The organism is Methanoculleus marisnigri JR1, assembly GCF_000015825.1.
Lineage (GTDB): Archaea > Halobacteriota > Methanomicrobia > Methanomicrobiales > Methanoculleaceae > Methanoculleus > Methanoculleus marisnigri.
Genome location: NC_009051.1, coordinates 2,027,073 through 2,049,831, shown reverse-complemented (window position 1 = coordinate 2,049,831; position 22,759 = coordinate 2,027,073). Strand labels below are relative to the sequence as shown.

The window sequence follows — 22,759 nt, the reverse complement described above, 5'->3', positions numbered from 1 at the left end:
GTATGTGCGGTATTGCCGGGCAGTTTGCCCTGAACGGGGAGGAGGCGGATGCGGCTCTCGTCGGGGCGATGGCACAGCGGCTGGCTCATCGCGGGCCCGACGGCGAAGGAACGTTCTTCTCCGGGCCGGTCGGCCTCGCCCATCGCCGCCTCGCGATCATCGATCTCTCCGACGAGGGTCGCCAGCCGATGGGAAACGAGGACGGATCGCTCCAGATCGTCTTCAACGGCGAGATCTACAACTACCGCGAACTTCGTGAGGAACTCGCCGCCCTCGGACACCGTTTCGCTTCCGCAACCGATACGGAGGTGATCCTGCACGCCTACGAGGAGTGGGGGAGGGACTGCCTCGCCCGGTTCAACGGGATGTGGGCGTTCGCCCTCTGGGACGGGCGCCGTCGCGAACTCTTCTGTGCCCGCGACCGCCTGGGCGTCAAGCCGTTCTACTACGCCGTGGCCGGGGGGTCGTTCCTCTTCGCCTCGGAGATCAAGGCGCTCCGGGTGCATCCGCTGGTCGGCCGGCGGCCGAACGACCGGATGCTCTCGACGTTCCTTGCGTGGGGAGTTGCGGATCACACCGGCGAGACGATGTACGACGGCGTCTTTCAGGTCCCGCCGGCCCATGCGGTCGTCGTCTCGGAGGAGGGTGCCGGGGAGCCGGAACGCTACTGGGATTTTTCGATGAACCCCGCCTCGCGAGAGGCCGGCACTGACGACGAAACCGCCGCAAGGAGGGCGAGAGACCTCCTGACCGATGCCGTCCGGCTCCGGCTCCGGAGCGACGTCCCGGTCGGAACCTGTCTCTCGGGCGGCATCGACTCCTCGACGGTCACCGCCCTGATCAACGTCCTCCTGCGGGAAGAGAGCCCGGAGAGCGTCGGTGAGCGGCAGAAGACGTTCTCGGTCTGTTTTGACGATCCGAGATTCGACGAGAGCCGGCATATCGATACGGTAGTCGCGGCGACGGGCGTCGCGAACCGCCGGACGACGCCGGGCACGGACGGGCTCTGGGAGGATATCGAGAGATTACTCTATATGCAGGACGAGCCGTTCGCGTCCCTCTCGATATATGCCCAGTACTGCGTGATGCGGCTTGCGCGGGAGGAGGTGAAGGTGGTCCTCGACGGACAGGGCGCCGACGAGCAACTCGCCGGCTACATCGCCTACCAGGCGCCCTACATCCGCGGGCTCCTCCGGCGCCGGGAGATCCTCGCCGCTCTCCGGGAGGGGATCGCGAGTGCGAGGCTGCATCGGTCGTTCTTCGCGTGGGCGGCCGGGCAGTCCCGGGTCCGGTTGGAGCGGCGGGAACTCCTCCGCGGATCAGCGCCCGAGGTCCTCCGGTATGCGGGGTCGCTTGACGAGGTGCTGAAACGGGAGGTCACGGCCTCGAACCTCCCCCTCCTGCTGCACTGGGAGGACAGGAACTCGATGGCCTTCTCGATCGAGGCCCGGGTCCCGTTCCTCGACTACCGGCTGGTGGAGTACCTCGGATCGCTCCCGCTCGACCAGAAGATCCGCGGCGGCGTCACGAAGCACGTCCTCCGGCGGGCAATCCGGGGGCTGGTTCCGGACGCCGTCCGGTGCAGGATGGACAAGATGGGTTTCGTCACCCCCGAAGAGGTCTGGATGGAGGGCGAACTCGCACCGCGTATCCTCGACCTCTTCTCGACGCCGGAATTCGCAGAACGACCCTACTGGGACGCGGAGCGGGTGCTCGAAAACTACCGCGAGTTCCTCGACGGGAAGAGTCCTTATTCTACCGAGTTCTGGCGGATAGCCTGCGCGGAGATGTGGCTCCAGGCGTTTGACGCGTAGTTTCCTCTACAAACTTTTTCGTAAGCGTCTCCTGCAGTCTCTTCCGCTGTTTACAGAACACGTGGTGTCTGCTGGTGGTGGTCTTGTGCCGGAAGCATGGGGAGATTCTGGAGAAAAGGCGTGCACGGCTGCCCAGGCGGGGGATACTCGTATGCACTTCTTTTCGGAAAACCCAACTCCCACCGTGCCCAGGCCGGGGAATGCCCATATGCCCCTCTATGGTAGCCCCCCTCCACCCGCGCCTTCGGCGCTCCTCACTCGCACCTGCGGTGCTCATGCTCCGCTCCTTCGGAGCATCGCACCCCGCCCCAGGGGGCAGGGGGAGTCATGGCGATAGCCGGTGGAAAGCCGTATCCGGGGAAGCAAGTCAGGGAACCACCCTTTTTCAGCGTATCCCCATGCAGTGGACCGTGGGGATATCGCCATCGGGGGTGGGGCCGACGGGGAGTGCGATGGTTCGTAGAACCGGAGCTCGACCACCGTCAGGTGGGCAGGGGGGAGCATCCCCCCTCCCCTGTCTCAATCGTGCAAAAATCCTCCTGAAATCCCCGCCCGCGCTGAAAGGAAGCAATCATTGCACTACCTCCCCCCCCTCACTCTCCTCCCTCCTGCGGGCAGACACCCCCCTTCTCCCGCAGCCTCCTCCCCGCATACACCGCGAGCAGGACGGAGAGGACGCCGGTAACGAAGATGCCGTCGAAGATCCCCGCACCCCCGATGGAGAGGACGGTCGACCCCCCTCCTCCAACGAGCGCCGAAAGCACCTCGGGGTTTGCGAGGTTGAGGATGTCGGCGCCGAGCAGGGTGCCCATGGTCCCGCCGGCGTAGGCGAGGCCGGGGGCGGTGCGGCAGCCGCGGGCGAGAAGGAGCCCCGCTACGGCACCTGCGAGGGGCGCGATGTAGAACGGCATCGTGATCCCGAGGCCTGGGACGGGCGTCGCAAAGGCGTAGGCGACGAGCGATACCATAACGACGGCGGCGAGGGACTTTAACCACGAAACCCGGCCCCGCCCGACCATCTCGAGCGTTACGAAGAGGGGGATGACGGCCCCGCCCACGTTGACTGCGATGACGTCTTCCCCTACCGGAAGGAGCGGGATATCGATCAGGCTCCCGAGCAGCGCCCCTGCGGTCACCAGCACCGCCTGATAGAACCGGAGCCCGATCGATTCGAAGATCCCCTCGCTGATGAGGAGCAGGTTGAATATGACCAGGGCCGGTATGAGAACCGCGAACGCAATGAGAATCTGATCCGGGCTGAAGGGAACCGGTAAAATCGCGATCGTGGGCAGTTCGGTCTCCATAGGCCGGGTATACCGGGGGGTTCATGCCATAAATAGTTTCACGGCTCGTCCCCCGGCGAGGTATCGGGGGCGCTCTCTGGGGTGGCTCCCGTACTACTTCGACCTGATGGTCTTTTGGGCGGGCCAGTGCCGCCCAAATCAGCCCGCATCATCGTTCGATGAAGGATGAATATCGCTGATGATAATGTAAAAGGGAAAGCCAATAGAAAACAGAAATGTCTAATTGAGCATTTTATATTCATTTGAAAATAGATATTTTTATATAGGGATAATCAAAAATAGTGTTGATCCAATATTTCCTTCCTCGAATCGGATAACGGACACCGGACAACAACCCCCGGGAGCCGTCGCTCAAGGAGGTTCGGTGTGAATCCGGTACACGTTTCGAGGATGGCGAGCGGCCGGGAACAACTCCGTTCTCTCCGACCGATTACATCTGCGCAGAGGAGCATGACCGCCTTTACCGTTGAGGACCTGATCCGGCATCTGGAGCGGCTCCAGGCGAGGGGCCCTATCCCGTTCGACGTGAAGAGCGGAGAGATCTTTGGTGTTCTCTGCCCCTGCGGTCAGGACCGGCAGACCCTGCTTGCCATCCTCATGACAATGCTCTTTCCGGTTCCCGGATTTGCCGAGCGTTCACCGCTCGCGGTTCTTGGCAACCTCGGGGACGTGCGCAGAAGCATGGGCATCGTTCTCCGGGAGTCTGTGCTCGACCCTGCGCTGACCGGCAGGGAGAACCTGGACTTCCATGCCCGGCTGCACGGCCTGGGCGCCGATCTCCGGAAGAGGAGGGTCCCCGAAGCCATAGACCTCTTCGGAATCGCCGGAAGCGCCGATGCTCGTGTCGAGACCTACTCTCCTGTCATGGTGCAGCAGTTGGAGATCGCCCGGGCGTTTCTCACGCACCCGTCGGTCCTCTTCCTCGCCGAACCGACGGCCGGCCTGGACGATGCCGGGCGCCGGGAGATCTGGAACCTGCTCCGGCGGCTGAACCGCGAGCGGAGGGCGACGATCATCTTTACGACGCACGATGTGGAAGAGGCGGAAGCAATCTGCACCCGGGTTGCGGTGGTGGACCACGGCGAGGTCGTTGCCCTGGATGCGCCGGAGACCTTCCGTGCGGTGATGGCCCTCGACGATACGCCGCTCGAATTCGACAACTCCACCTGATCGTCCCGGCTTTTGCACCGGTGGACGAGCGGTCGGGGCGATCGAAACCGCTTTATCGTTGCGGCCGTGACATGGATGCATGGCCGTTCATCTCCATCCTCTGCTCGCGTTCCTGTCCGTCGTCGTGCTTGTGCTCGCCGGGGGGTGTTTCGAAGGCAGTCCGGCGCCCGACGACCGGGTCGTCCGGACTATCACGCCGTCCGAAGCATCCGCCCTGATCGAAGAGAGGGGGGATGATCCGGGTTTTGTCATCATCGATGTCCGGAGACCGGACGAGTTCGCCGGGGGTCACATCCCGGGGGCAGTCAACATCGACTCGGCGGAGTTCTCGGAGCATCTTAACAGTCTCGATGCGGGGGCGACCTACCTTATATACTGCCAGCGGGCCGGGCGGAGCTCCGGTGTCCGGGAACTGATGCGCGAGGCCGGGTTTTGTGAGGTCTACGAGATCGAGGGCGGTATGAATGCCTGGAATGCGGCCGGGCTCCCGGTGACCGGTAGTTGAGCCTCACTCCTCCTGCTTCACGTAGGTGACGCCCTCCGGCTCCTCCGCTTCGCGGGTCTCTATCACGACGGTGCCCGAGATCCGGTTGAAGAGCCGCTGTTTCGAACGCGGCATGGCGAGCCAGCCGATCAGGCAGTCGGGGATGAGGAGGAACGCTTTGCCGAAACTCTGGATTGCAGCGGCAAAAAACCCGATATCTTCCCCGGCAGAGCCGGCGACCCGGATTTTTAGCGCCATCTTGCCGATCGACTGGCCGCGGTAACCTTCGAGCAGCGTCCAGTAGAGGAAGAAGACGACCGAGGAGAGGCTGATCGATATGAGCCCGGGATCTATGCTGAACTGCCAGGAGGGCGGCAGCCGGTCGGAGATCGCCCAGGCGGGCAGTCCTACCAGGATGAAGTCGATGAGCCAGGCCCAGAACCGGGTTTCCCATCTGGCGAGGTAGAGGGTGACCATATCGATGATCTGTCGATCCCCGTGGTTCTTAACGGTTCGGGTGGATCGGTGGTTGACGGGTCGCCGATGGCCGCGTCGGACACCACGACGGCCTCTCTCCGGGCCCGGAATTAAAAAGGAGGTTATCCGATATAACTCAGTTCTTCCCGGCCCCGGGCTTCTTCGGCTTCCTGGATCTTTGCTATGATCTGCTCCATATCCTCGGCACGCTGTTGCAGCGAGGTATGATCGACCTCGATCGCGGTCAGGCGGGAGAGCACCGTAAGAAGGCCGTCGGCACTCTTCGGGTCGACGATGTAGCCGCTCGTCTCGCCCATCAGGCAGATCCCCTCGATGCCCCGCTCCTCGCCGAGGCCGAGCAGGAGCCCCGAGGCCCCCACGATCATTCCGCTGCTTCCGGCGTTCTCAAACGACCCGCCGGCCGCCTCAACCTCGGAGCGGAGGTGCTTCATGTTGACCGCCGAGAGCACCCTCGGGTTCTCGACCAGGCGGCCGACACCGTAGCCCCCGAGCGCGTAGACCCGCTTGACACCGAGTTCCTCGGCGATATCGAGGTAGCGCTCCGCGAGGACGTAGTGGCCTTCGGGCGAGTTGCTCTGGAAATCCCCCACCAGAAAGAGAACCGACTTACCGTCTTTCTCATGGCGGTAGATCTCGTTGTTGACGAGATGGGTGATGCCCTGCTCGTCCACGATCACCTGCGGCGGGAAGTGGAGCGAGGAGATCTTTCCGATCTTCTCGGCCCCGAGTTCGTGGATCAGGTGGTCGGCAACGAGTTTCCCGACGTGTCCTATGCCGGGGAGGCCCTCGATCAGGACCGGGGCATCGATATTGTCGTCTCGCAAAAAGGTTACTGTGACGTGTTCCATCCGCGTACGGCCCTCCTGTACTTACCGTACCTGTCCTCGGGTGAAAAACGTGCCGGATGGGCCGGCCGGCACGGCCGGCCGCAGACCGGGCAGAGATCGGAGAGCGTATATCTCCGGTCGTGCGGACAGCGCCGAATGCGGCTGCTCATATGGTTCTATCCGGCCTTCTGCTTCCGGATAAACTTGCCGGAGCCGCCGGCCCGCTCGACCACGCCGACGGCGGCGCTTGCCGCCTTCTCGATCGCCTTCTCGGCTTCCTTATAATCGGGTGCGGTTACTTTTATCCGGTATTTCGGGGCTCCGACATAGATCAGGTCGATGTCCACGTTCTCGACCTTCGGCTGCGCACTCCGGAGCGCCCGGCGGATCACGTTGACGCCGTCGGCCCGGGCAGACGTCAGGATGAGGTGTCCGGTGATCGTCACCCTCGAGACCTTCACGTTTTCGTTCGCGACGGTGATAAGCGCATTTTTGATCGTTTCGTCGAGGTTCAGCTTATCCGCTGCCTCGCCGCCGGTGGTGACGATATCCTCGAAGGCCGGATACAGCTGACCGTATTCGCGGAAGATTGCCTCCTCGATGATCTTCCTGTCCGCTCCCGATGCCTCGGAGGCGAACCCGATCCACTTCACGGCCTTCTGCTCGTTCTTCCACTCGTGAATCTTTTCGCGTCGCTGGTGCTCGTTTACGTCTTTTAACGAGAGATCGATGTGGCCGCGATCGGGATCCACGTTCAGGACTTTGCAGACGACCTTCTGTCCTTCTCTTACGAAGTCCCGGATGTACTTAATCCAGCCCCGCGCTATCTCGGATATCGGTATGAGCCCTCGCCGCTCGTTGTACTCGTCCAGGGTCACGAACGCCGCAAAGTCCTTGACGTCCGCGACCGTGCAGACAACGAGTTCTCCTTCCTCGGGCCACTCTCTCTCATTCATGGAATTATCACTCAAGTACTGCCATTATCTCGGCCTTTATATCAGCTTTCCCGCCGTGAGGCTCCGCAAGGATACGTCCGCAGACGGTGCACTCCACGACGGTACTCGCTCTCTCAAAGACCACTTGCTCGTTTTCACAGTCGGGGCACTTTACCCGAAGGAATGTGCTCCTGTTCTCTCTGTTTACCCGGACCATACCAACTCACTCCGTAAGCTCGAATTTACCGATCCGGAATCCCGGCCTGAGATGCGCCTTGCCGCAGACCGTGCACCGGTATCTGACGTTGATCTTCTTCGTCGGCTTGTCGCCGCCGGGCACCTTGTTGAATTTGCCCATGTTGCCCACCGTGCTCCTGCGCGCCTTCTGGCGGTCGATCCAGTTGAAGTGGCGCACTTTGCCCTTCTTTACCTTCACGACTTCGTGAACCTGGTGGTTCCTGCAGAACGGGCAGTATGTCTTGAATTTGGACGGCATTTTCATGATAGTAACCTCTATTCAATAGATTCGAGTACCTATATTACTTGTTAAGCCTAATATTTAAGGCTATGTCGTGCTCGCAGAGCACGTCTGCATTGTTTTCCGGCAGGGTGACGATATCCCCCATTTTTAATACGTAGGTCCTGCCGTCCATCCCCATGAACGACTCCACATCGGAGCGGATATGCACGAGGGCGTAGGGAGACCGGATGGAACGGGGAACGGGGGCCGCCGGCGTTCCGCGGGGTTCCGGGGTTCCGTCGGCTTCATCGCCCCGGGCGCCGGCGGCCGCACCGTCGCCGCCGAACGGGGCCGCCTCGCCGTGGACGAGCGCCTCCCGGCACTCCTCGATGGCGTTGATGATCCGCTCGTACATCGCCCGCTCCTCCGGGAGCATCTTGCGCCCCTCATCCTTATCGAAGTACTGCCCCTCGATCTGCTGGTACGCAAGGTCGAGGATCTGCCTCGTCCTGACCGAGAAGATCTCCTGGACGGTCTCGGTGACGCTCCCTATCTCCTCGATGAGCAGGCCCCCCGCCCGGCTCTCCAGGGGGTTTTTGAGGTCGTAGTAGTCCGTCTTGCGCTTCTCGATGTACGCCCGGGCGTCGTCGTAGAGGCCGGGCTCGATGTGCGAGAGCCTTCCCGAGTGCTGCATATCGAGCAGCATCTGGCGGAGTTTCTCTAAAAGATTGGCGGCCATCATGCACCTCCGGCTATCTCCGCCATGCCCCGGCAGCAGAGGAAGATCGCGAGCGCTTCGGGAACGCTCCGGATCCCTGCATCGAGCGAGTAGGAGTTCCCGAGCAGGGACGTGCTGAAGTTAGCCTTCATCTCCACCCGCACGTCCCGGTCACCGAAGACCACCGCGTCCACGAGCGGATCGAAATCCGCGAAGTCCCGGATATCGAGCGGCACGACCCGCATGCCGCTGCCGCCGTGCAGCGACCCCGGCGTCCGGATCAGCCGCTTGATATCGGTCGTGACCGGTTCGTCCGCACGCGCCCCGGCGTCCCGGAGCCTCTCCTCGAAGTCCGGTGCGGCTGCGATCGCCCTGACGACCCGGTTCTTGAGGAGTTCCTCCGGGGCCCTGGCGGCGAGGCTGCCGATATCCGCGAAGAACTCCGCGGCCGTCCGTTTCCCGATACCGTCGAGCCCCGCAAGGTAGGCCGTCGCCTCCGCCGGGTCGCGGGCCGCAAGCCCGGAGAGATGGGCGCGGAGCGCCCCCGCGTAGCGCCGCCGCCACCCGGTGCGGGCACCTTCGGCGCCCGCCCGGTCAGACCGAAGGTCTGACTCGGTCCCGCCGCCCCCCGGCATGAGCATCGCGGCTGGATCGAGCCCGATGCCGCAGACGTAATCGACGATCTCGCGCCGCTCCTGGCTTCCCCATCCCCGGACGCCGATGTCGGTGACGTGGATATGGTAGCCGCGCCCCCCGGAGAAGGCGAGCCTGATCTGGCTTCTGTCAAAGCCGAGTTCGTCGGTCAGCATCGCGAGCAGTTTCTCGGTCTCCTCCTTGACCCGGGCAAGCATCATCGCGTAGGGGCCGCGGACGATATGGTCGGCGTCGAGATCGAAGATGAGGTCGGCGCCGGCCCAGTGCTTCTCGTTCATCGTCGGCGCCGACGGCGTCTGGTAGTAGGCCGTCGAGTAGTAGACGTGGGCGGGAACCAGGCTTTTCACGTATGCCCCGAGTTCCTCGCGGTCGGCAAACGCCATGTGCCGCCGCATCCGGACTTCGGCCGCGGCGTCGAAGAAGATGAATCCCCATTCGCGCTGCTCGAGGGAGGACGGAACGGTGAGATTCTGCCTCTGGTAGTACTCGGCGAACCTCTGCTTCACAAACTCGAGCGTCGCGGGTTTCATGGGAACGTCTTGATCATATATGGGCCCACTCGTTCATATCCCTGTTTCCTGTAGTAGGGCCGCACCCCGACACCACTCATCACCGCGAGGCGCCGGTAGCCGTGATCGCGTGCCTCCTCTTCGGCCGCGGAGAGGAGAACGCTGCCGAAACTGCGGTGCTGCCACTCGTCGGCGGATGCCGGAGTGCTGATCGGCACCACGCTCCCGTAGACATGGAGCTCGCGCAGGAGCGCGGCGTCCGCGAGTTCGTCGCGGAAGGGGTTGTGCGGGAACCGGAGCCGGGCGAACCCGACGAGGCCGTCCTCGGAGCCCGCCTGAATGAACCTCTCCTCTCCGCCGCACGCCTGGTAAACCAGGGTCGAGATCGCCACCTCCTCCGGTTCGGGCGATCTGCCCACCTCGCGGCAGCGGATGCACCGGCAGCGAAGCCCCTGCTCATGGAGCCGCGCCTCGGCAAGCTGGCGGAAGTTGCTATGCCGTGAACCCGCGACGATCAGCTTTGCCGGGATATCCCGCTGGATCCGCTGGAGACGGACGTACTCCGGGAGGAGAGACTTCGCGTAGGCGACGAGGTCGATCAGTACTTCCTCGGTGTAGGGCAGATACTCTCCCCGTTCCCAGAGCGCCTCGATCTCTGAGCCCGGCGTCACCAGGGTCGGGTAGATCTTCAGGAAGTCCGGCCGGAACCGCGGATCAGCGAAGAGTTCCCGAAACATCCGCCGGTCGTCCTCAATGCTCGCCGCGGGGAGGTTCGGCATCATGTGGAACCCGACCTTCAGTCCGGCGTCGCGCAGGAGGCAGTTCGCCGCGACCGAGTCCGCGACCGCATGGCCGCGGCGGTTGTAGTCGAGGAGCCGGTCGTCCACGTGCTGGACGCCGAGTTCCACCTTGGTCACGCCCATCGAGAGCATCCGGTCGATATGCTCCTCCCGGCACCAGTCCGGCCTCGTCTCGAAGGTGGCGGCGACGCACCGGACCCGTGCCGACTCGTTCGCGGCAAAGATCGCCTCGAGATCGGGCTTCTCCTGCGGAGCCCCGGCCCGCGGGTAGTCGTTCATCGCCTGCACGGCGGCCCCGACGAACCACTCCTGGTACTCGAGCGGGCGGGCGGTCATCGTCCCGCCCATCACGATCAGTTCCGCCTTGTCGACGTGGTGACCGAGCGCCTCGAACTGCCCGAGGCGGGCCTGCACCTGGGCGTAGGGGTCGAAGGCGTGCTCTCTCGCCCGGAGCGCCGCGGGCTCTTCTCCCGTGTAACTCTGGGGGGATGCAAAGGGATGCTCCGGCCCGCCGGGGCAGGGGAGGCACTTCCCGTGGGGGCAGGGGTGGGGCGAGGTCATCACCGCAACGGGCGCCACCCCGGAGAGGGTCCGGGTGGGTTTCACCTGGAGGATCGGCCGGAGCCGCTCGCGCTCATCGGGGGCGGCGGCGGCGAGGACCGCGGAGTTTTTGGGCATGCTCGCACCGTGCTCGCGGCAGACCTCGAGTTTGATCTTCTGGTCGTGCGGACGGTAGCGACGCGGTACCTCCTGCCCGGCTGCAGGTTGTGGCAGGTCTTGCGGACCTTGCAGTTTTCGCACTCCGGGCACGAGTTGCCTTCGTAGACGAAATCAAGCCCCGGCTTTGCGAGCGCGGCGCCGATCAGCGTCACCTTCGTCTTCACTTTCGCCATCCCTCTTCACTCCCGGTAGAGCATCTTCACCAGATCCCGCGCCGACTCCTCGGTCAATCCCATATCCAGTATGGTGAACCGTTCCGGCCGGATAGTCCTCGCGGCGAGCAGCGCCGCAACGGCCGTCTCGTCGTCGACCCCGATCGCGGCGGGGGTCGTCGGTGCGCCGATCTTCTTGAGCGAGTCGCGGATCCCCTCCCAGTCCCCGCCGTGGAGGTACATCGTGATGATCGCCCCGATCCCGCACTTCTCCCCGTGGAGCCCCTTCCCCGGCGCGAGTTTCTCCAGCGCGTGGGAGAACTTGTGCTCGCCGCCGCTCCCGGGCCGGGACGACCCCGCGATACTCATCGCGACACCTGAAGAAACCAGCGCTTTCGTCACCAGCCAGGCACTCTCCTCGGAGTGGGGTTTGATGAGGTCTGCGTTCTTAAAGAGGATCTCGGCGGTCATCCGGGAGAGCGTCAGCGCGTACTCCGAGAGCGGTTCGCCCCGGAGACGGTGGGAGAGTTCCCAGTCGAGGATTGCGGTGTAGTTCGCGATGATGTCCGCACACCCGGACGCCAGCAGCCGGTGGGGCGCCGACGCGATGACGGCGGTGTCGGCGACGACGGCGATGGGGGGTTCGGCCGCGAGCGAGACGTTCCCGTCGGCGGTCGGCACCGAGGCACGCGACGAGGCGATCCCGTCATGTGATGCGGCGGTGGGAACGCTGATGAAGTGGCGGTCGGTGTTGTAGGAGGCGATCTTCGCCGTGTCGATGACCCGGCCCCCACCGACGCCGATGACGAACCCTGCCGTTGCCGCCGCTTCCTCGGCCTTCCTGATCGTCTCAAAGGGATTGCCATCGTTCGCGGCGAACGTCACGACGTCGTAGGAACCGGCAAGGAGCGCCTCGACCCTCTTCCCGGCGATATCCCTTGTTTGACCACCCGATACGATGAGCACAGAGTCGCCGAGGGCAAGATCTTCGCAGACAGCCGGGATCTGCTCGATGACATCGTGGCCGATGACGACGTCACGGGGGAGCTGCATCCATTTCGACTTGTCGAAGACCTTGGTTCTGAGTAGGTTTATGCGGTCTGCGCTCATTTAGATCAACAATGATTAGGGAGTTCCTCTACAAATACTACATCGATCCAATCCGTTACGGCGAAGCGTATACGCTCGTCGATACGCTGACCTACGCCCTGATCCTCATCGCAGCGGTCTATCTCGTCTATCGGGGACTCCGGCGGTACCGGATTGCCGTCGACGAAGAGCTGGTGCTTGCAACCCTGCCCTTCGTCGTCCTCGGGGGGCTTCTCCGGGTCGTCGAGGATACCGGGATGATCACCTCCGATCTCCGGTTCCTCCTGATCACGCCCCTGATCTTCTTTTCGATCTTTGCGGTTGCGGCGATCGCTCTCTTTGCCGGGAAACTCGCGGAGAACGCCGGGCTCGTCTCCCGCTACAGCCGCCTCTACGGGGGCGTCGGGATCGCCGCCTGCCTCGTGGCCGCTTCAGCGCTCGTCTGGTTCGGTCTTACCGAAGCGACGATCGCGCTCGACGTCCTCGCCGTCATCCTGGTGTTTGCCTCTGTTACGTCGCTCGCCCTCTGGGCATTCCTCGTTTACGTGCTGAAGTGGGATTACGCCTCGAACATCCTCTACAAACTCCTCATCTTCGGCCACATGCTGGACGCGAGCGCCACGAGTTACGGGATCGACATCCACCCCGTCGGCTACGTCGAGCAGCACGTCGTGGGTGCGGCCCTGATCGATGCGACCGGAACCGCCTTCTCGATGTTCCTGCTGAAGGTTGCGGTGCTCATCCCCGCCGTCTACATCCTCGAGATGTACCGGCGTGAGGGGGACCCCGGCCTCTGGCACCTCATCCTGCTCGCCATGATCGTCGTCGGCATGGCGCCGGGGATACGCGATCTCGCCCGGATGGTGCTCCATGTCTGAGACCTCGCTCGCCCGGGCCACGATCTTCGCAGGCGCCCTCTTTGCCGTCTCTATCGGCATCGGCATCGTTGCCGTGGTCCGCGACCCGGGCATAGGTGCACAGGCCGTGACTCTCTTCAACGAGCAGGTGGTGGGCCAGCTCCTCTCCGACTCCCCGCCCGTCCTTGCCGGGAAACTTTTCCTGAACAACCTGGCTGCCTGCCTCCTCCTCTTCCTCGGGGGAGCCTCCCTCGGCGTGGTCACGATGCTGATCCTCTCGGTCAACGGACTGTTGATCGGTGCATTGACGGAACTCGTGCGGCAGCAGCAGGGTATGCTCTTCATCGCGGCGGCGCTCGTCCCCCACGGCATCTTCGAGATCCCCGCCTTCCTCATCGCGGGGGGCCTCGGTCTCCTCCTCGGGAAGGAACTCGTCGCCGAATGGCACGGCACGGGCGATGCCGCTGCAGAAGCCCTGCCTCTCGCCCGGCTTTTTCTCCGGATAGTCGTCCCGCTCCTCGCGGTTGCCGCGGTCGTAGAGGCATTTATTACGCCGGCAATCCTAAGTATGATAGCTTAAAAGAGGCAGATCGACAGTTTTTGAGGTACGAGACGGATGGAAGAAGATACAGGAGCACTTCCCCGGAAAGAGAATTTTTCCGAGTGGTACAACGATATTCTCTGGCGAGCCGAGATCATGGACGTCCGTTACCCGGTCAAGGGGCTGTACGTCTGGTATCCCCACGGGTTCGGCATCCGGAAGCGTGCATACGGGGTACTCCGGGACCTGATGGACCGCGATCACGCTGAGACGATGTTTCCGCTCCTCATCCCGAAGACCGAGTTCATGAAGGAGGCCGAGCACATCAAGGGCTTCGAGGACGAGGTCTACTGGGTCACTCACGGGGGCAGGAACGAGCTTGACGTGCCGCTCGCTCTCCGGCCGACGAGCGAGACCGCCATCTACCCGATGTATGCCCTCTGGATCCGGTCGCACACGGATCTGCCCCTGAGACTCTATCAGGTCGTCAATACGTTCCGCTACGAGACGAAGCACACCCGCCCGCTCATCCGCCTCCGGGAGATCACGTCGTTTAAGGAGGCGCATACCGTGCACGCGACGCGGGAGGAGGCGGCGGCGCAGGTCGAGACCGCGATCGCCCTCTACCGGGAGTTCTACGACACCCTCCGCGTCCCGGTGATCCTCTCCCGCCGCCCGGCCTGGGACAAGTTCCCCGGCGCCGACTACACCATCGCGGCCGATACCATCATGCCCGACGGCAAAACGCTCCAGATAGGGACGGTGCACATGCTCGGCGACCACTTCTCCCGCACCTACGCCATCACCTACGAGGACGCGAACGGCGAGCAGCAGTACGCCTACCAGACTTGCTACGGCATCTCCGAACGGTCGATTGCGGCCGTCGTCAGCGTCCACGGCGACGACAAGGGGCTCGTGCTGCCGCCGGAGGTTGCGCCGCTTGAGGTCGTCATCGTGCCGATCATCGTCGGGAAACGGCGCGACGAGGTGCTCGCGTCGGCCGCGGCGCTTGAAGCGGAGCTCCGCGGCGCCGGGTTCGCCGTGAAACTCGATGCCCGGGATATGCGCCCGGGCGCGAAGTACTACCACTGGGAGATGCGCGGCGTCCCGCTGCGGGTCGAGGTCGGGCCGCGGGATATCGACGCGAACACGGTCGTCGCCGTCGCCCGCACGGGCAAAAAGACCACGCTCGACCGCCGGGGCGTTGTCGAGGGGATCACCTCCGTCCTTGCAGAGTTCGGGGAGGATCTCTCGCAGGCGGCGCGGCAGGCGATGGCCGCCCGGATAACCGCCGCCGAGACGCTCGAGGAGACCGCCGAGGCGGTGAAGAGCGGGGTTGCGGTCGTTCACTGGTGCGGATCACAGGAGTGCGCAGAAAAGATTGAGGCGGCGGTGGATGCGAGCATCATCGGCTCCGACATCCGCTCGGACCTGATCGCCGTCTCGGACGGGCCGTGCGTCGCCTGCGGCGGCGAAGGCACGTCCGCCCTGGTTGCCCGGACCTACTGATCAGCAGGACGGGCAGGTATACGATTTTACGTGTTCGGGGGACGCGAGGTCTCCCGAGATCACGGCTTTTCCGCCCAGGAAGAATATTCTTCCGCACTTTTCGCATCTCTTCGGGAGCAGCCGTTCCCAGCGGCTCATCGGAACTTCCAGAGTGAACTGCATCTTCTCCGCGTCGGCGGGATTGCACTGGGTGAGCTCCTCGTACCGGGAGAGGATCTGCATGACCTGGAGCGGATTTGCTCCCTCGCTGCAGAACCGTTTGAAGACGTAAAATTGGAAGATCATCCACCCAAGGTCGGAGCGCTCTATGGTCTCCTCGTATTCGCTGCACGTTCCATCGTCTTCGTCGAGGGAATACCCGCAGAGGGGGCAGCGCCCGCCCACGAGTTCGTCCAGGTAGACCTCTTCATGGCAGCTGGGACAGGTAGTGTGGGGGGTATGCATTCTGGAAGTCATGATTATACTGGCCTCATACCTCTAACTCTTCCAGGGACACCGGGCGCGGGGGCTTCGTGCCTTCCGGAAGCATTCCACGCGAGATGCGCGATCTCTACGATTGTCGTGAGGTTTACTACGTATTGCGCTTGGGGTGCTCTTATACGTGTCGAATGGGGCCGAGGGATCCGGTCGCCCACGGCGTCGGGACCCACCGCCGCCGGTCCCCCGTGCTCATCCCCGCGGGATCCGGCGGCCGTCCCGGCCGCGATCCCCCTCCCCTGCAAACACGAATACCTTCACATTGGTCGTGTTATCACGATCAGGGCTGTCGGCATAGACTTTTTATAGGTTGCCGTGGTACTCTGCGCGCATGGCATCCCCAGCGGCATCCGAAGTTTACGTCATTGATGCATCCGATCGTCACCATGCCGTCGAGGCGCTCTGGCGCGAGATTGGCCTCCCCTCCCTCGACGGGAAGGCCGTTGCGATCAAGGCGAACTTCAACAGCGACGACCCGTTTCCCGCGACGACGCATCCCGATATGCTGGAGGCGATTCTCGCACGGGTCCGGGACGCCGGTGCCCGGTCGATCGCGCTCGGCGAGCGGAGCGGAATGGGAGAGACCGCTCTGGTGCTGAAGAACCGGGGCGCCGCCGATGTCGCGGCCCGGGTGGGTGCGGAGGTGACGGTGCTCGATTCGGTTCCCCCGGCGGGGTGGGAGGCGATCCCGCCGGACGGACTCCACTGGGAGCGCGGGTTCCTGGTCGCCCGGCTCTTCCGGGAGGCCGATGCGGTGGTCCAGACCTGCTGTCTGAAGACGCACCGGTTCGGCGGCCACGTCTCCCTCTCCCTGAAGAACACAGTCGGGGCGGTGGCGGCGAGGAACCCGGGGAACGGCTACAACTACATGGCGGAGCTGCACTCTTCGCCGCACCAGAGGAGGATGGTCGCCGAGATCAACCGGTTCTTCCCCTGCGACGTCGCCATAATGGACGCGACGGAGGGGTTCTCGACCGGAGGGCCCGAGCGGGGCAACCGTATCGCCCCGAACGTCATCCTCGCGAGCACCGACCGGGTCGCCCTTGACGCCGCCGGTATCGCGCTTCTCCGGCACTACGGTTCGACGCCGGAGGTGATGCGGGGCCGGATATTTGCAATGGATACCATTGCCAGGGCTGTGGAACTCGGGATCGGCGTTACGTCGGCCGGGGATCTCCGGCTCGTCGCGCTCGACTCCGAGAGCAAAAACCTCGTCCTCGATATGCGGCGGATCCTGGACGAGGCCGCCTGAGGCTTAGAAGAAGAGGTGTTCGAGGAGGATCCGTAGACCGATCCCCACAAGGATTATACCGCCGACGATACAGGCCTTTCGCCCCATGATATGGCCGAACGCGCTCCCGAGGAGGACGCCGGCGGCGGAGAAGGCGAAGGTGACGACCCCGATCGTGATTGCGGGCAGAGCGATAGCGGTATCGAGAACAGCAAACGAGACGCCGACGGCAAGGGCGTCGATACTCGTCGCGACGGCGAGGAGAAGGAGGACGGTCGCACCGTTCTCGAACCGGACGCTCTCGCCGTCCCCCCGCACCGCCTCGGCGATCATCTTCCCGCCGATCAGGGCAAGCAGCAGGAAGGCGATCCAGGGGCCATAAGTCCCGACGAACGAGGCGAGCCCCATCCCCCCGAGCCACCCGAGCACCGGCATCCCCGCCTGGAACCCGCCGAAGAGCGCTCCGGCAATGACGGCCCACCGGAGCCGCTCCTCCCGCAGGGTGGCGCCTCCGCTGATCGAGACCGCGAACGCATCCATCGCAAGCCCGACGGCGATGAGGAGAGTCGTCACGAGATCCATTGCTTCCGTAAAGTTCCGACGCGGTGCCGGATAACGCTATGGCCCGGCGGTTGTTATAAAACGCTGGAGCGTCCTACCGATACGGAGAGATGATGGAGATGAGCACGCAAACGATCGGCCTCATCCAGACGGCGGTGAGCGAGGATCCCGGCCGCAACCTGGAACGCACCCTCGGTATGGCGAAAGCGGCGATCGCGAAAGGTGCGCGGATTCTCTGCCTGCAGGAACTCTACCGGGCCCCCTACTTCCCGCAGTACGAGGATACGGATGCTTCCCGCTACGCCGAGACGATCCCCGGGCCGTCGACCGAAGCGTTCTCGGCGCTTGCCCGGGAGCACGGTGTCGTGATCGTCGTTCCGGTCTACGAGCGGACTATATCCGGCGAGCACTACAACACCGCCGTGGTGATCGACGCCGATGGACGGCTGCTCCCTGCCTACCGGAAGGTGCACGTCCCCTACGATCCGCTCTTCTACGAGAAGATCTATTTTCTGCCCGGGGACCGCTACCGGGTCTACGATACCCGGTACGGCCGGATCGCCGTGCTCATCTGCTACGACCAGTGGTTCCCGGAAGCCGCGAGGGCGGTTGCGCTCATGGGCGCGGAGTTCATCTTCTACCCGACCGCCATTGGCAGGATCGCGGGCGAAGAGCCGCCCGAGGGCGACTGGCGCGAGGCGTGGGAGACGGTGCAGCGCGGCCACGCGATCGCAAACAGCGTCCACGTCGCCGCCGTCAACCGTGTGGGTGACGAGGGGGATCTCCGGTTCTTCGGGAGTTCGTTTGTCGCCGATGCGTTCGGGAACGTCCTCGCCCGGGCGAGCGAGACCGGTGAGGAAATCCTCATCGTCGAGGTCGACCTCGCGGGAAACGAGGCCGTCCGGGAGGGGTGGGGATTCTTCCGGAACCGGCGGCCGGAGACCTACGGGGCGCTCGCCCGGAGGCTCCCGGCGGGCCGAACCCCTGCGGTATCCGGCTACCGTATGCCGGCGGAGTGGGAGCCGCACGATGCCGTCTGGCTCTCCTGGCCCCACGACCGCGAGACGTTTCCCGACCTTGCGGCGGTGGAGGGGATCTACGTCGAGATCATCGCGGCGCTCCGGGGGTCGGAGACCGTCAACCTGCTCGTCACCGACGAGAAGATGCATATCCGGGTGAAGGCGATGCTCGAAGAGGAGGGCGTCGATACGGCTGGAATCAGGTTCCATCTCGCCGATTACGCCGACGTCTGGTTCCGGGACTACGGGCCGACGTTTCTGGTCGACAGAAAGGCCGGGAACCTCGCGATGGTGAACTGGACGTTCAACGCCTGGGGGGAGAAGTACACGGAACTTATGGAGGATACCCGGATCCCGCTCGCCATGAACCGCGAGATGGAGATCCCCATCTTCACCCCCGGTTTCGTCCTCGAGGGGGGTTCGGTCGAGGTGAACGGGTGCGGCACGGTGATCACGACGGAGGCGTGCCTCTTGAACCCCAACCGGAACCCGCACCTCTCCCGGGAGGAGATCGAGGCCTACCTGGAGGCTTACCTCGGCGCCGGCCACGTCATCTGGTTGAAGCAGGGGATCGCTGGCGACGACACCGACGGCCACGTCGACGATATCGCCCGGTTCGTGGACGAGCGGACTGTTCTCTGCGCGCTCGAGGAGAATGAGGACGATGAGAACTACGCTGCCCTGCAGGAGAACTACGAGTTCCTCCTCTCCTCGACCGACCAGGACGGCAACCCCTTAACGGTCATCCCCCTCCCGATGCCGGGGAGAGTCGGCGGCGCGGAGAGGCTGCCGGCAAGTTACGCGAACTTCTACATAGGAAACACCGTCGTGCTGGTGCCGGTTTTTAAGCACCCGAACGACGGGATTGCCATGGCAAGGATCCAGCAGGCCTTCCCCGACCGGGAGGTCGTCGGGATCGACTGCACGGCGATGGTCGCGGGTTTCGGTGCGATTCACTGCATCAGTCAGCAGCAGCCGTCGTCGGGAGAATCCGGAGCACGACCGGGACAATAAGATACGTTGCGGTGCTCCAGGTGATGCCAGTGGCGGCGATCGCGATTGCAAGCAGCGAGACGATGGGGACCACCATCGCCCGCCGCTTTCCCTGGACTACGTGGGAGCCCGGGCTGATGAGGCGGCCGCTCCCCGCGGCATACCACAATTGCGCCGCAAAGAGGAGGCCGGTGATGAGGAGGTTTGCCTCGAAGGTGATCGCCGCGAGGATGTCCTCGGGGAAATCCCCGACGAGCAGTGTGGAGATGGGGACCAGCGTGACGAAGAGGAGCGCGGTGGTATTCATGGCGAGGTACCGGCGGTCGATGAACCGGAGATGAGTTGCCTGCATATGGTGGCTGAACCAGAACGAGGCGAGGACGAAGAACGCGAGAGCGTAATGGAGAATGTCGGGGATCAGCGAGATAAGCATCGCCGCGACGTTCTCGTACGGCGACGAGTCGGGGATGATGAGGCCGACGGTAAGGAGTGTCATGGCGAACCCGAAGATGCCGTCGGTCAGGGCTTCCATTCTGGCCTTTGGGAATGTTTCCTTTCCCTGTACTCTCTCCGGCTGTCCCATAGCGGATTCTCCTGATGGAGCGGGAGGCTTAACCGTTACGGTCGTCCGCCCCTGCCGGCCGTTGCGGTGAACCCTGTCCTCGCGGTAGCGGCCCCGGGGGACGGACGGCCGGGTAGCCGACGGTCAAACCCCGCGGCGATGTACTCCCGCACGCTCCGCCGGGTCATGATGGTTTCGAGAACATCCATCGGGCTACCCTGTAGGCGGCCCGTGACTTCAAGCGTCCCCTGGACCCCTTCGCGGCTCCACATTGTGATCGTTATCTTTGCATGGCCAACCTCACGCGAAGTCCATTATTGGACAGTCACACCCCTTTGCGTTCTTCGCACCTCGCACCTTCGGTGCTCGAACTCCGTTCCTCTAGGAACGTCGTTCCTACCGGTGCTCACGCTCCTGCCCTTCGGCCAGTCGCGCTTCGCGTGCGATCGCGCCTCAAGCACCCGGAACAGGCCGTCCTACCGGCATGAGGTAGAGCGGTGTCGTGTTCTCCGGGAGCGCGAGGATCTCCCGGACTCCCTCCTCATCGAACGCCCCGATAACGACGGTGGCACGATCGAGCGCCTCCGCCTGGAGGTAGACGTTCTCCGCGGCGTGCCCGGCCTCCATGTACACGTAGCACATACCGCGTTCGCCGTATTTTGCGGTCGTCCGCTCCGGTACAGCCGTGATGACGATGGTTGCCGGGGCGTCGCCGACGGGCGTCTGGTTGACGGCCGCCGCCTGCAGCGCGGCCCGCCGGTCGCCTGCGCCGATCCGGACGAGCAGGTGTTCTCCCGGCCGGTAATGGTAGACCCCCGCCTCGAGGTCCATGACGCTGCCCGCGACGAGGTAGACCTCCAGCGGATAGAGACCCCCGGCGGAGGGAGCGGTCCGGTAGCCCCGGTCGTCCGTGATCCCCTGCGCCGCCCAGAGGATCTGCCCGGCGTCGTCGAGTTCGAGCGGCACGTCGGCGTAGACCCTGACCGACCGCCGCCCCCACAGCGCCTCCTCGACGGAGACGTCCCCCTTCTCGCGCGGCTCCGGGAGAGCAATCGAGTCTTCCGGCGGTTTCGACGTGCTGTTGCCGTCCGGTGCCGGGGGGATGCCGGCGCAGCCGACGGCGAGCACCGCCGCGAGCGTTGCGGCGATGGCGAGGACAAAGAAAGAGTACCTCCGGTTCATGACACCGGACTTCCTCTCCGGGTTCATGATGGTATCGGAGCACCCCCTACCGCTTCTTCTTCTTCCCGCGGCGGTTCCCGGCGGACGAGAAGGGGAACTTCACGAAGTCCCGGAGGCCGCCGGCGGAGGAGAAGTTGCGCATATCCCGCCTGACCCCCGCGATGAGCTCGTCGACGACCTCCTGCTCCTTCGCCTCCCCCTCCTCCTGCACCACCGTCAGGCGGTGGAGGGAGTAGAGCCCGAGGATGAAGGCGAAGAGGAAGAAGAACTCCCACTGCTGGATGTCGAGGGTGACGAAGACGAGTTCCTGCACCGGATCCTTCCAGATAAGAGTCCAGATCAGTTCCCGCTCGGCAAAGAAGTCCACGAAAAGCCCGCCGAGGATCGGGGCGACTCCTGCCGCGACCGAGTTTGCGAAGGTGCTCGCCGCAAGGTAACTGGTCGCCTGGCCCTGCGGCGCCATCTTCAGGCCGATGTTTCCCGAAGCGAGCGAGACCCCCGCGAGCGAGATCCCCATCAGGATATGGATGACGATGAGCAGCGGGTAGGTCAGGATGTAGACGTTCGGGAGCGTGACGAACATCCAGGCGAAGATCGCGAGCATAAAGAGCGGCCCGCTCACCGCAAGCACCGACTTGTTGGAGTAGCGGTCGGAGACGCGGCCCCACGATCGGTAGAAGACGATGTTCATGACCTGGCTGAGGACGCTGAGGGCGACGACGATCGAGATGTCGAGGCCGATCCTCTGCAGCATATAGACCGTGAAGAACGGCGACGCGAGGTTGACGGCGAAGTTCCACGACCCGAGGAAGACGATGAGGTTCTTGAAGTTGAGGTCCGCAAAAGGTTTCTTGATCGCGGCAAACAGGCCGTCTTCACCGTTTTCGACGATCATCTGGGGCTCGGGGGTGCGGGCGAGGAACGTGATCCCGACGAGCCCGGCGATGAGCCCGAGAAGAAAGAGGACGGAGTAGCCGTAGGCAGCGAGGTCGGGGAAGGCGATCTCCCACGAGTCGATGAAGAACCCGGCGACGAGGCTGATGACGAGCGCGATCCCCGTAGAGAGGGTCAGCCGGCGGGAGAAGAAGTCCCCGAGCCGGTCCTGCGGTATCAGGTCGCGCATCCAGGAGTTCCAGCCGCAGTGTGATATCGCCGAGAACGATGCGTAAAGGGCAATCGAGGCGATGAGCGCGAGTATTCCCTGCCCCGGCGAGAGGAAGAAGGGTATCAGGATGATGGGTATCCAGCAGAGGCGTGCGGCGAACGATGCCGCCACGACCACGAGCCGCCTTATCCTGATGCGGTCGACGATGTAGATGGCGGGTATCTGCAGGAGTTCTGCGAGCGGCGGGATTGCGGCGAGCAGACCGATGACGGTGTTGGACGCCCCGAGCTGCAGGGCGAAGGCTACGAGGAAGATGCCGCCGGTCAGCGTCACCATCGCCTGGGTGGCAAGCCCGTCCCGGACGACGAGTCTCAAGCCGTGGGCGACCTCTTCGTCCGTCAGGCTCTCTTTTGCCTCGAAGACCGTGCGTCGCCTGCGTCCTCTTCGTATGTTCACGACACCGTTCACCTCGATGGATCGCCCGGTGCCGGGACCGCCGTAGCAGATCCTGCGGCGGGCGATTTTCCGAGCCTAATTGTATAAAAATAGAATTATATTAATCTGCTTGAATGAATTGCATGGCTTTCC

General features: G+C 63.8%; 25 protein-coding genes and 1 pseudogene. 8 read left to right on the top strand and 18 right to left on the bottom strand.

The window, feature by feature from the left end:
• The first annotated feature begins 2 nt into the window (after positions 1-2).
• Positions 3-1,814: an asparagine synthase (glutamine-hydrolyzing) gene (asnB, locus tag MEMAR_RS10165; RefSeq protein ID WP_011844892.1), complete on the top strand. Its 1,812-nt coding sequence runs from the start codon at positions 3-5 to the stop codon at positions 1,812-1,814.
• A 593-nt stretch (positions 1,815-2,407) separates the two neighbouring features.
• On the opposite strand, the gene MEMAR_RS10160 is transcribed toward asnB, so the two are convergent.
• Positions 2,408-3,118, bottom strand: coding sequence for a DUF1614 domain-containing protein (locus MEMAR_RS10160; RefSeq protein ID WP_011844891.1), 711 nt, complete (start codon positions 3,116-3,118; stop codon positions 2,408-2,410).
• A 450-nt stretch (positions 3,119-3,568) separates the two neighbouring features.
• Between MEMAR_RS10160 and MEMAR_RS10155 the strand changes: the two genes are divergently transcribed.
• The gene (locus tag MEMAR_RS10155) at positions 3,569-4,288 is read left to right on the top strand and encodes an ATP-binding cassette domain-containing protein (RefSeq protein WP_011844890.1); all 720 of its coding nucleotides are present in this window, start codon (positions 3,569-3,571) and stop codon (positions 4,286-4,288) included.
• A 79-nt stretch (positions 4,289-4,367) separates the two neighbouring features.
• Entirely contained in the window at positions 4,368-4,793 is a 426-nt protein-coding gene (locus MEMAR_RS10150) for a rhodanese-like domain-containing protein (RefSeq protein ID WP_011844889.1), read from the top strand.
• A gap of 3 nt (positions 4,794-4,796) precedes the next feature.
• Here the strand turns inward: MEMAR_RS10150 and MEMAR_RS10145 are convergent, their stop codons facing one another.
• From MEMAR_RS10145 to MEMAR_RS10105, 11 genes and pseudogenes are all read right to left on the bottom strand, one after another.
• Positions 4,797-5,249: an RDD family protein gene (locus MEMAR_RS10145; protein ID WP_011844888.1), complete on the bottom strand. Its 453-nt coding sequence runs from the start codon at positions 5,247-5,249 to the stop codon at positions 4,797-4,799.
• Positions 5,250-5,371: 122 nt separating this feature from the next.
• Positions 5,372-6,118, bottom strand: a complete 747-nt coding sequence (locus MEMAR_RS10140; RefSeq protein WP_011844887.1) for a proteasome assembly chaperone family protein — start codon at positions 6,116-6,118, stop codon at positions 5,372-5,374.
• Entirely contained in the window at positions 6,100-6,267 is a 168-nt protein-coding gene (locus MEMAR_RS12810; protein WP_011843475.1) for an RNA-protein complex protein Nop10, read from the bottom strand. Before MEMAR_RS12810 ends, MEMAR_RS10140 begins: the two co-directional genes overlap by 19 nt.
• A gap of 6 nt (positions 6,268-6,273) precedes the next feature.
• Complete coding sequence (locus tag MEMAR_RS10135; RefSeq protein ID WP_011844886.1) at positions 6,274-7,053, bottom strand: translation initiation factor IF-2 subunit alpha; 780 nt, start codon at positions 7,051-7,053, stop codon at positions 6,274-6,276.
• A 7-nt stretch (positions 7,054-7,060) separates the two neighbouring features.
• On the bottom strand, positions 7,061-7,249 hold the full coding sequence (locus MEMAR_RS10130; protein ID WP_011844885.1) for a 30S ribosomal protein S27e: 189 nt from the start codon (positions 7,247-7,249) through the stop codon (positions 7,061-7,063).
• Between the two features lie 6 nt (positions 7,250-7,255).
• Positions 7,256-7,534 carry a 50S ribosomal protein L44e gene (locus tag MEMAR_RS10125; protein ID WP_011844884.1) on the bottom strand — a complete coding sequence of 93 codons (279 nt, stop codon included), beginning with the start codon at positions 7,532-7,534 and terminating at the stop codon, positions 7,256-7,258.
• A gap of 37 nt (positions 7,535-7,571) precedes the next feature.
• Complete coding sequence (locus tag MEMAR_RS10120; protein WP_245526593.1) at positions 7,572-8,234, bottom strand: hypothetical protein; 663 nt, start codon at positions 8,232-8,234, stop codon at positions 7,572-7,574.
• Positions 8,231-9,394 carry a DNA primase small subunit domain-containing protein gene (locus tag MEMAR_RS10115; protein ID WP_011844882.1) on the bottom strand — a complete coding sequence of 388 codons (1,164 nt, stop codon included), beginning with the start codon at positions 9,392-9,394 and terminating at the stop codon, positions 8,231-8,233. Before MEMAR_RS10115 ends, MEMAR_RS10120 begins: the two co-directional genes overlap by 4 nt.
• Positions 9,391-10,947, bottom strand: coding sequence for a tRNA uridine(34) 5-carboxymethylaminomethyl modification radical SAM/GNAT enzyme Elp3 (locus tag MEMAR_RS10110; RefSeq protein WP_048064000.1), 1,557 nt, complete (start codon positions 10,945-10,947; stop codon positions 9,391-9,393). Before MEMAR_RS10110 ends, MEMAR_RS10115 begins: the two co-directional genes overlap by 4 nt.
• Positions 10,947-11,066 (bottom strand): annotated as a pseudogene (locus MEMAR_RS13320) (UPF0179 family protein); the annotation flags it as partial. The pseudogene MEMAR_RS13320 and the gene MEMAR_RS10110, both read right to left, overlap by 1 nt.
• Before the next feature lie 6 nt (positions 11,067-11,072).
• Positions 11,073-12,155 carry an NAD(P)-dependent glycerol-1-phosphate dehydrogenase gene (locus MEMAR_RS10105; protein ID WP_011844880.1) on the bottom strand — a complete coding sequence of 361 codons (1,083 nt, stop codon included), beginning with the start codon at positions 12,153-12,155 and terminating at the stop codon, positions 11,073-11,075.
• 11 nt (positions 12,156-12,166) lie between these two features.
• Between MEMAR_RS10105 and MEMAR_RS10100 the strand changes: the two genes are divergently transcribed.
• The 3 genes from MEMAR_RS10100 to proS are packed head-to-tail and all read left to right on the top strand — an operon-like array spanning position 12,167 to position 15,041.
• Positions 12,167-13,012 (top strand): DUF63 family protein, encoded by an 846-nt coding sequence (locus MEMAR_RS10100; protein ID WP_011844879.1) that lies wholly within the window; start codon positions 12,167-12,169, stop codon positions 13,010-13,012.
• Entirely contained in the window at positions 13,005-13,571 is a 567-nt protein-coding gene (locus tag MEMAR_RS10095; RefSeq protein WP_011844878.1) for a stage II sporulation protein M, read from the top strand. Before MEMAR_RS10100 ends, MEMAR_RS10095 begins: the two co-directional genes overlap by 8 nt.
• A gap of 36 nt (positions 13,572-13,607) precedes the next feature.
• Complete coding sequence (gene proS / locus MEMAR_RS10090) at positions 13,608-15,041, top strand: proline--tRNA ligase (RefSeq protein WP_011844877.1); 1,434 nt, start codon at positions 13,608-13,610, stop codon at positions 15,039-15,041.
• Here proS and MEMAR_RS10085 read toward each other — a convergent pair whose 3' ends face one another.
• Positions 15,042-15,497 carry a hypothetical protein gene (locus MEMAR_RS10085; protein WP_011844876.1) on the bottom strand — a complete coding sequence of 152 codons (456 nt, stop codon included), beginning with the start codon at positions 15,495-15,497 and terminating at the stop codon, positions 15,042-15,044.
• A 352-nt stretch (positions 15,498-15,849) separates the two neighbouring features.
• On the opposite strand from MEMAR_RS10085, the gene MEMAR_RS10080 reads away from it, so the two are divergent.
• Positions 15,850-16,770 (top strand): DUF362 domain-containing protein, encoded by a 921-nt coding sequence (locus tag MEMAR_RS10080; protein WP_011844875.1) that lies wholly within the window; start codon positions 15,850-15,852, stop codon positions 16,768-16,770.
• Between the two features lie 3 nt (positions 16,771-16,773).
• Here the strand turns inward: MEMAR_RS10080 and MEMAR_RS10075 are convergent, their stop codons facing one another.
• Positions 16,774-17,331 (bottom strand): manganese efflux pump MntP, encoded by a 558-nt coding sequence (locus tag MEMAR_RS10075; RefSeq protein ID WP_011844874.1) that lies wholly within the window; start codon positions 17,329-17,331, stop codon positions 16,774-16,776.
• A 92-nt stretch (positions 17,332-17,423) separates the two neighbouring features.
• Between MEMAR_RS10075 and MEMAR_RS12805 the strand changes: the two genes are divergently transcribed.
• Entirely contained in the window at positions 17,424-19,343 is a 1,920-nt protein-coding gene (locus tag MEMAR_RS12805; protein ID WP_011844873.1) for an agmatine deiminase family protein, read from the top strand.
• Here the strand turns inward: MEMAR_RS12805 and MEMAR_RS10065 are convergent.
• The 4 genes from MEMAR_RS10065 to MEMAR_RS10050 all read right to left on the bottom strand — a co-directional run bounded on the left by MEMAR_RS10065 (position 19,291) and on the right by MEMAR_RS10050 (position 22,627).
• On the bottom strand, positions 19,291-19,905 hold the full coding sequence (locus tag MEMAR_RS10065) for a TMEM175 family protein (RefSeq protein WP_011844872.1): 615 nt from the start codon (positions 19,903-19,905) through the stop codon (positions 19,291-19,293). The two genes, MEMAR_RS12805 and MEMAR_RS10065, sit on opposite strands and share 53 nt — an antisense overlap.
• Before the next feature lie 35 nt (positions 19,906-19,940).
• Complete coding sequence (locus tag MEMAR_RS13175) at positions 19,941-20,093, bottom strand: hypothetical protein (protein WP_187147919.1); 153 nt, start codon at positions 20,091-20,093, stop codon at positions 19,941-19,943.
• A 244-nt stretch (positions 20,094-20,337) separates the two neighbouring features.
• Positions 20,338-21,093, bottom strand: coding sequence for a SagB/ThcOx family dehydrogenase (locus tag MEMAR_RS10055; RefSeq protein ID WP_245526592.1), 756 nt, complete (start codon positions 21,091-21,093; stop codon positions 20,338-20,340).
• Between the two features lie 19 nt (positions 21,094-21,112).
• Complete coding sequence (locus MEMAR_RS10050; protein ID WP_011844869.1) at positions 21,113-22,627, bottom strand: MFS transporter; 1,515 nt, start codon at positions 22,625-22,627, stop codon at positions 21,113-21,115.
• Positions 22,628-22,759 lie beyond the last annotated feature (132 nt).

Coding starts and splice junctions, on each gene's coding strand:
- asnB (WP_011844892.1), top strand. CDS start 3: ATGTGCGGTATTGCCGGGCAGTTTGCCCTGAACGGGGAGGAGGCGGAT.
- MEMAR_RS10140 (WP_011844887.1), bottom strand. CDS start 6,118: ATGGAACACGTCACAGTAACCTTTTTGCGAGACGACAATATCGATGCC.
- MEMAR_RS10105 (WP_011844880.1), bottom strand. CDS start 12,155: ATGAGCGCAGACCGCATAAACCTACTCAGAACCAAGGTCTTCGACAAG.
- proS (WP_011844877.1), top strand. CDS start 13,608: ATGGAAGAAGATACAGGAGCACTTCCCCGGAAAGAGAATTTTTCCGAG.
- MEMAR_RS10130 (WP_011844885.1), bottom strand. CDS start 7,249: ATGGTCCGGGTAAACAGAGAGAACAGGAGCACATTCCTTCGGGTAAAG.
- MEMAR_RS10095 (WP_011844878.1), top strand. CDS start 13,005: ATGTCTGAGACCTCGCTCGCCCGGGCCACGATCTTCGCAGGCGCCCTC.
- MEMAR_RS10065 (WP_011844872.1), bottom strand. CDS start 19,905: ATGGGACAGCCGGAGAGAGTACAGGGAAAGGAAACATTCCCAAAGGCC.
- MEMAR_RS13175 (WP_187147919.1), bottom strand. CDS start 20,093: ATGGATGTTCTCGAAACCATCATGACCCGGCGGAGCGTGCGGGAGTAC.
- MEMAR_RS10145 (WP_011844888.1), bottom strand. CDS start 5,249: ATGGTCACCCTCTACCTCGCCAGATGGGAAACCCGGTTCTGGGCCTGG.
- MEMAR_RS10155 (WP_011844890.1), top strand. CDS start 3,569: ATGACCGCCTTTACCGTTGAGGACCTGATCCGGCATCTGGAGCGGCTC.
- MEMAR_RS10160 (WP_011844891.1), bottom strand. CDS start 3,118: ATGGAGACCGAACTGCCCACGATCGCGATTTTACCGGTTCCCTTCAGC.
- MEMAR_RS10100 (WP_011844879.1), top strand. CDS start 12,167: ATGATTAGGGAGTTCCTCTACAAATACTACATCGATCCAATCCGTTAC.
- MEMAR_RS10075 (WP_011844874.1), bottom strand. CDS start 17,331: ATGGATCTCGTGACGACTCTCCTCATCGCCGTCGGGCTTGCGATGGAT.
- MEMAR_RS10055 (WP_245526592.1), bottom strand. CDS start 21,093: ATGAACCCGGAGAGGAAGTCCGGTGTCATGAACCGGAGGTACTCTTTC.
- MEMAR_RS12805 (WP_011844873.1), top strand. CDS start 17,424: ATGGAGATGAGCACGCAAACGATCGGCCTCATCCAGACGGCGGTGAGC.
- MEMAR_RS10080 (WP_011844875.1), top strand. CDS start 15,850: ATGGCATCCCCAGCGGCATCCGAAGTTTACGTCATTGATGCATCCGAT.
- MEMAR_RS10120 (WP_245526593.1), bottom strand. CDS start 8,234: ATGATGGCCGCCAATCTTTTAGAGAAACTCCGCCAGATGCTGCTCGAT.
- MEMAR_RS10135 (WP_011844886.1), bottom strand. CDS start 7,053: ATGAATGAGAGAGAGTGGCCCGAGGAAGGAGAACTCGTTGTCTGCACG.
- MEMAR_RS12810 (WP_011843475.1), bottom strand. CDS start 6,267: ATGAGCAGCCGCATTCGGCGCTGTCCGCACGACCGGAGATATACGCTC.
- MEMAR_RS10115 (WP_011844882.1), bottom strand. CDS start 9,394: ATGAAACCCGCGACGCTCGAGTTTGTGAAGCAGAGGTTCGCCGAGTAC.
- MEMAR_RS10125 (WP_011844884.1), bottom strand. CDS start 7,534: ATGAAAATGCCGTCCAAATTCAAGACATACTGCCCGTTCTGCAGGAAC.
- MEMAR_RS10150 (WP_011844889.1), top strand. CDS start 4,368: ATGGCCGTTCATCTCCATCCTCTGCTCGCGTTCCTGTCCGTCGTCGTG.
- MEMAR_RS10085 (WP_011844876.1), bottom strand. CDS start 15,497: ATGACTTCCAGAATGCATACCCCCCACACTACCTGTCCCAGCTGCCAT.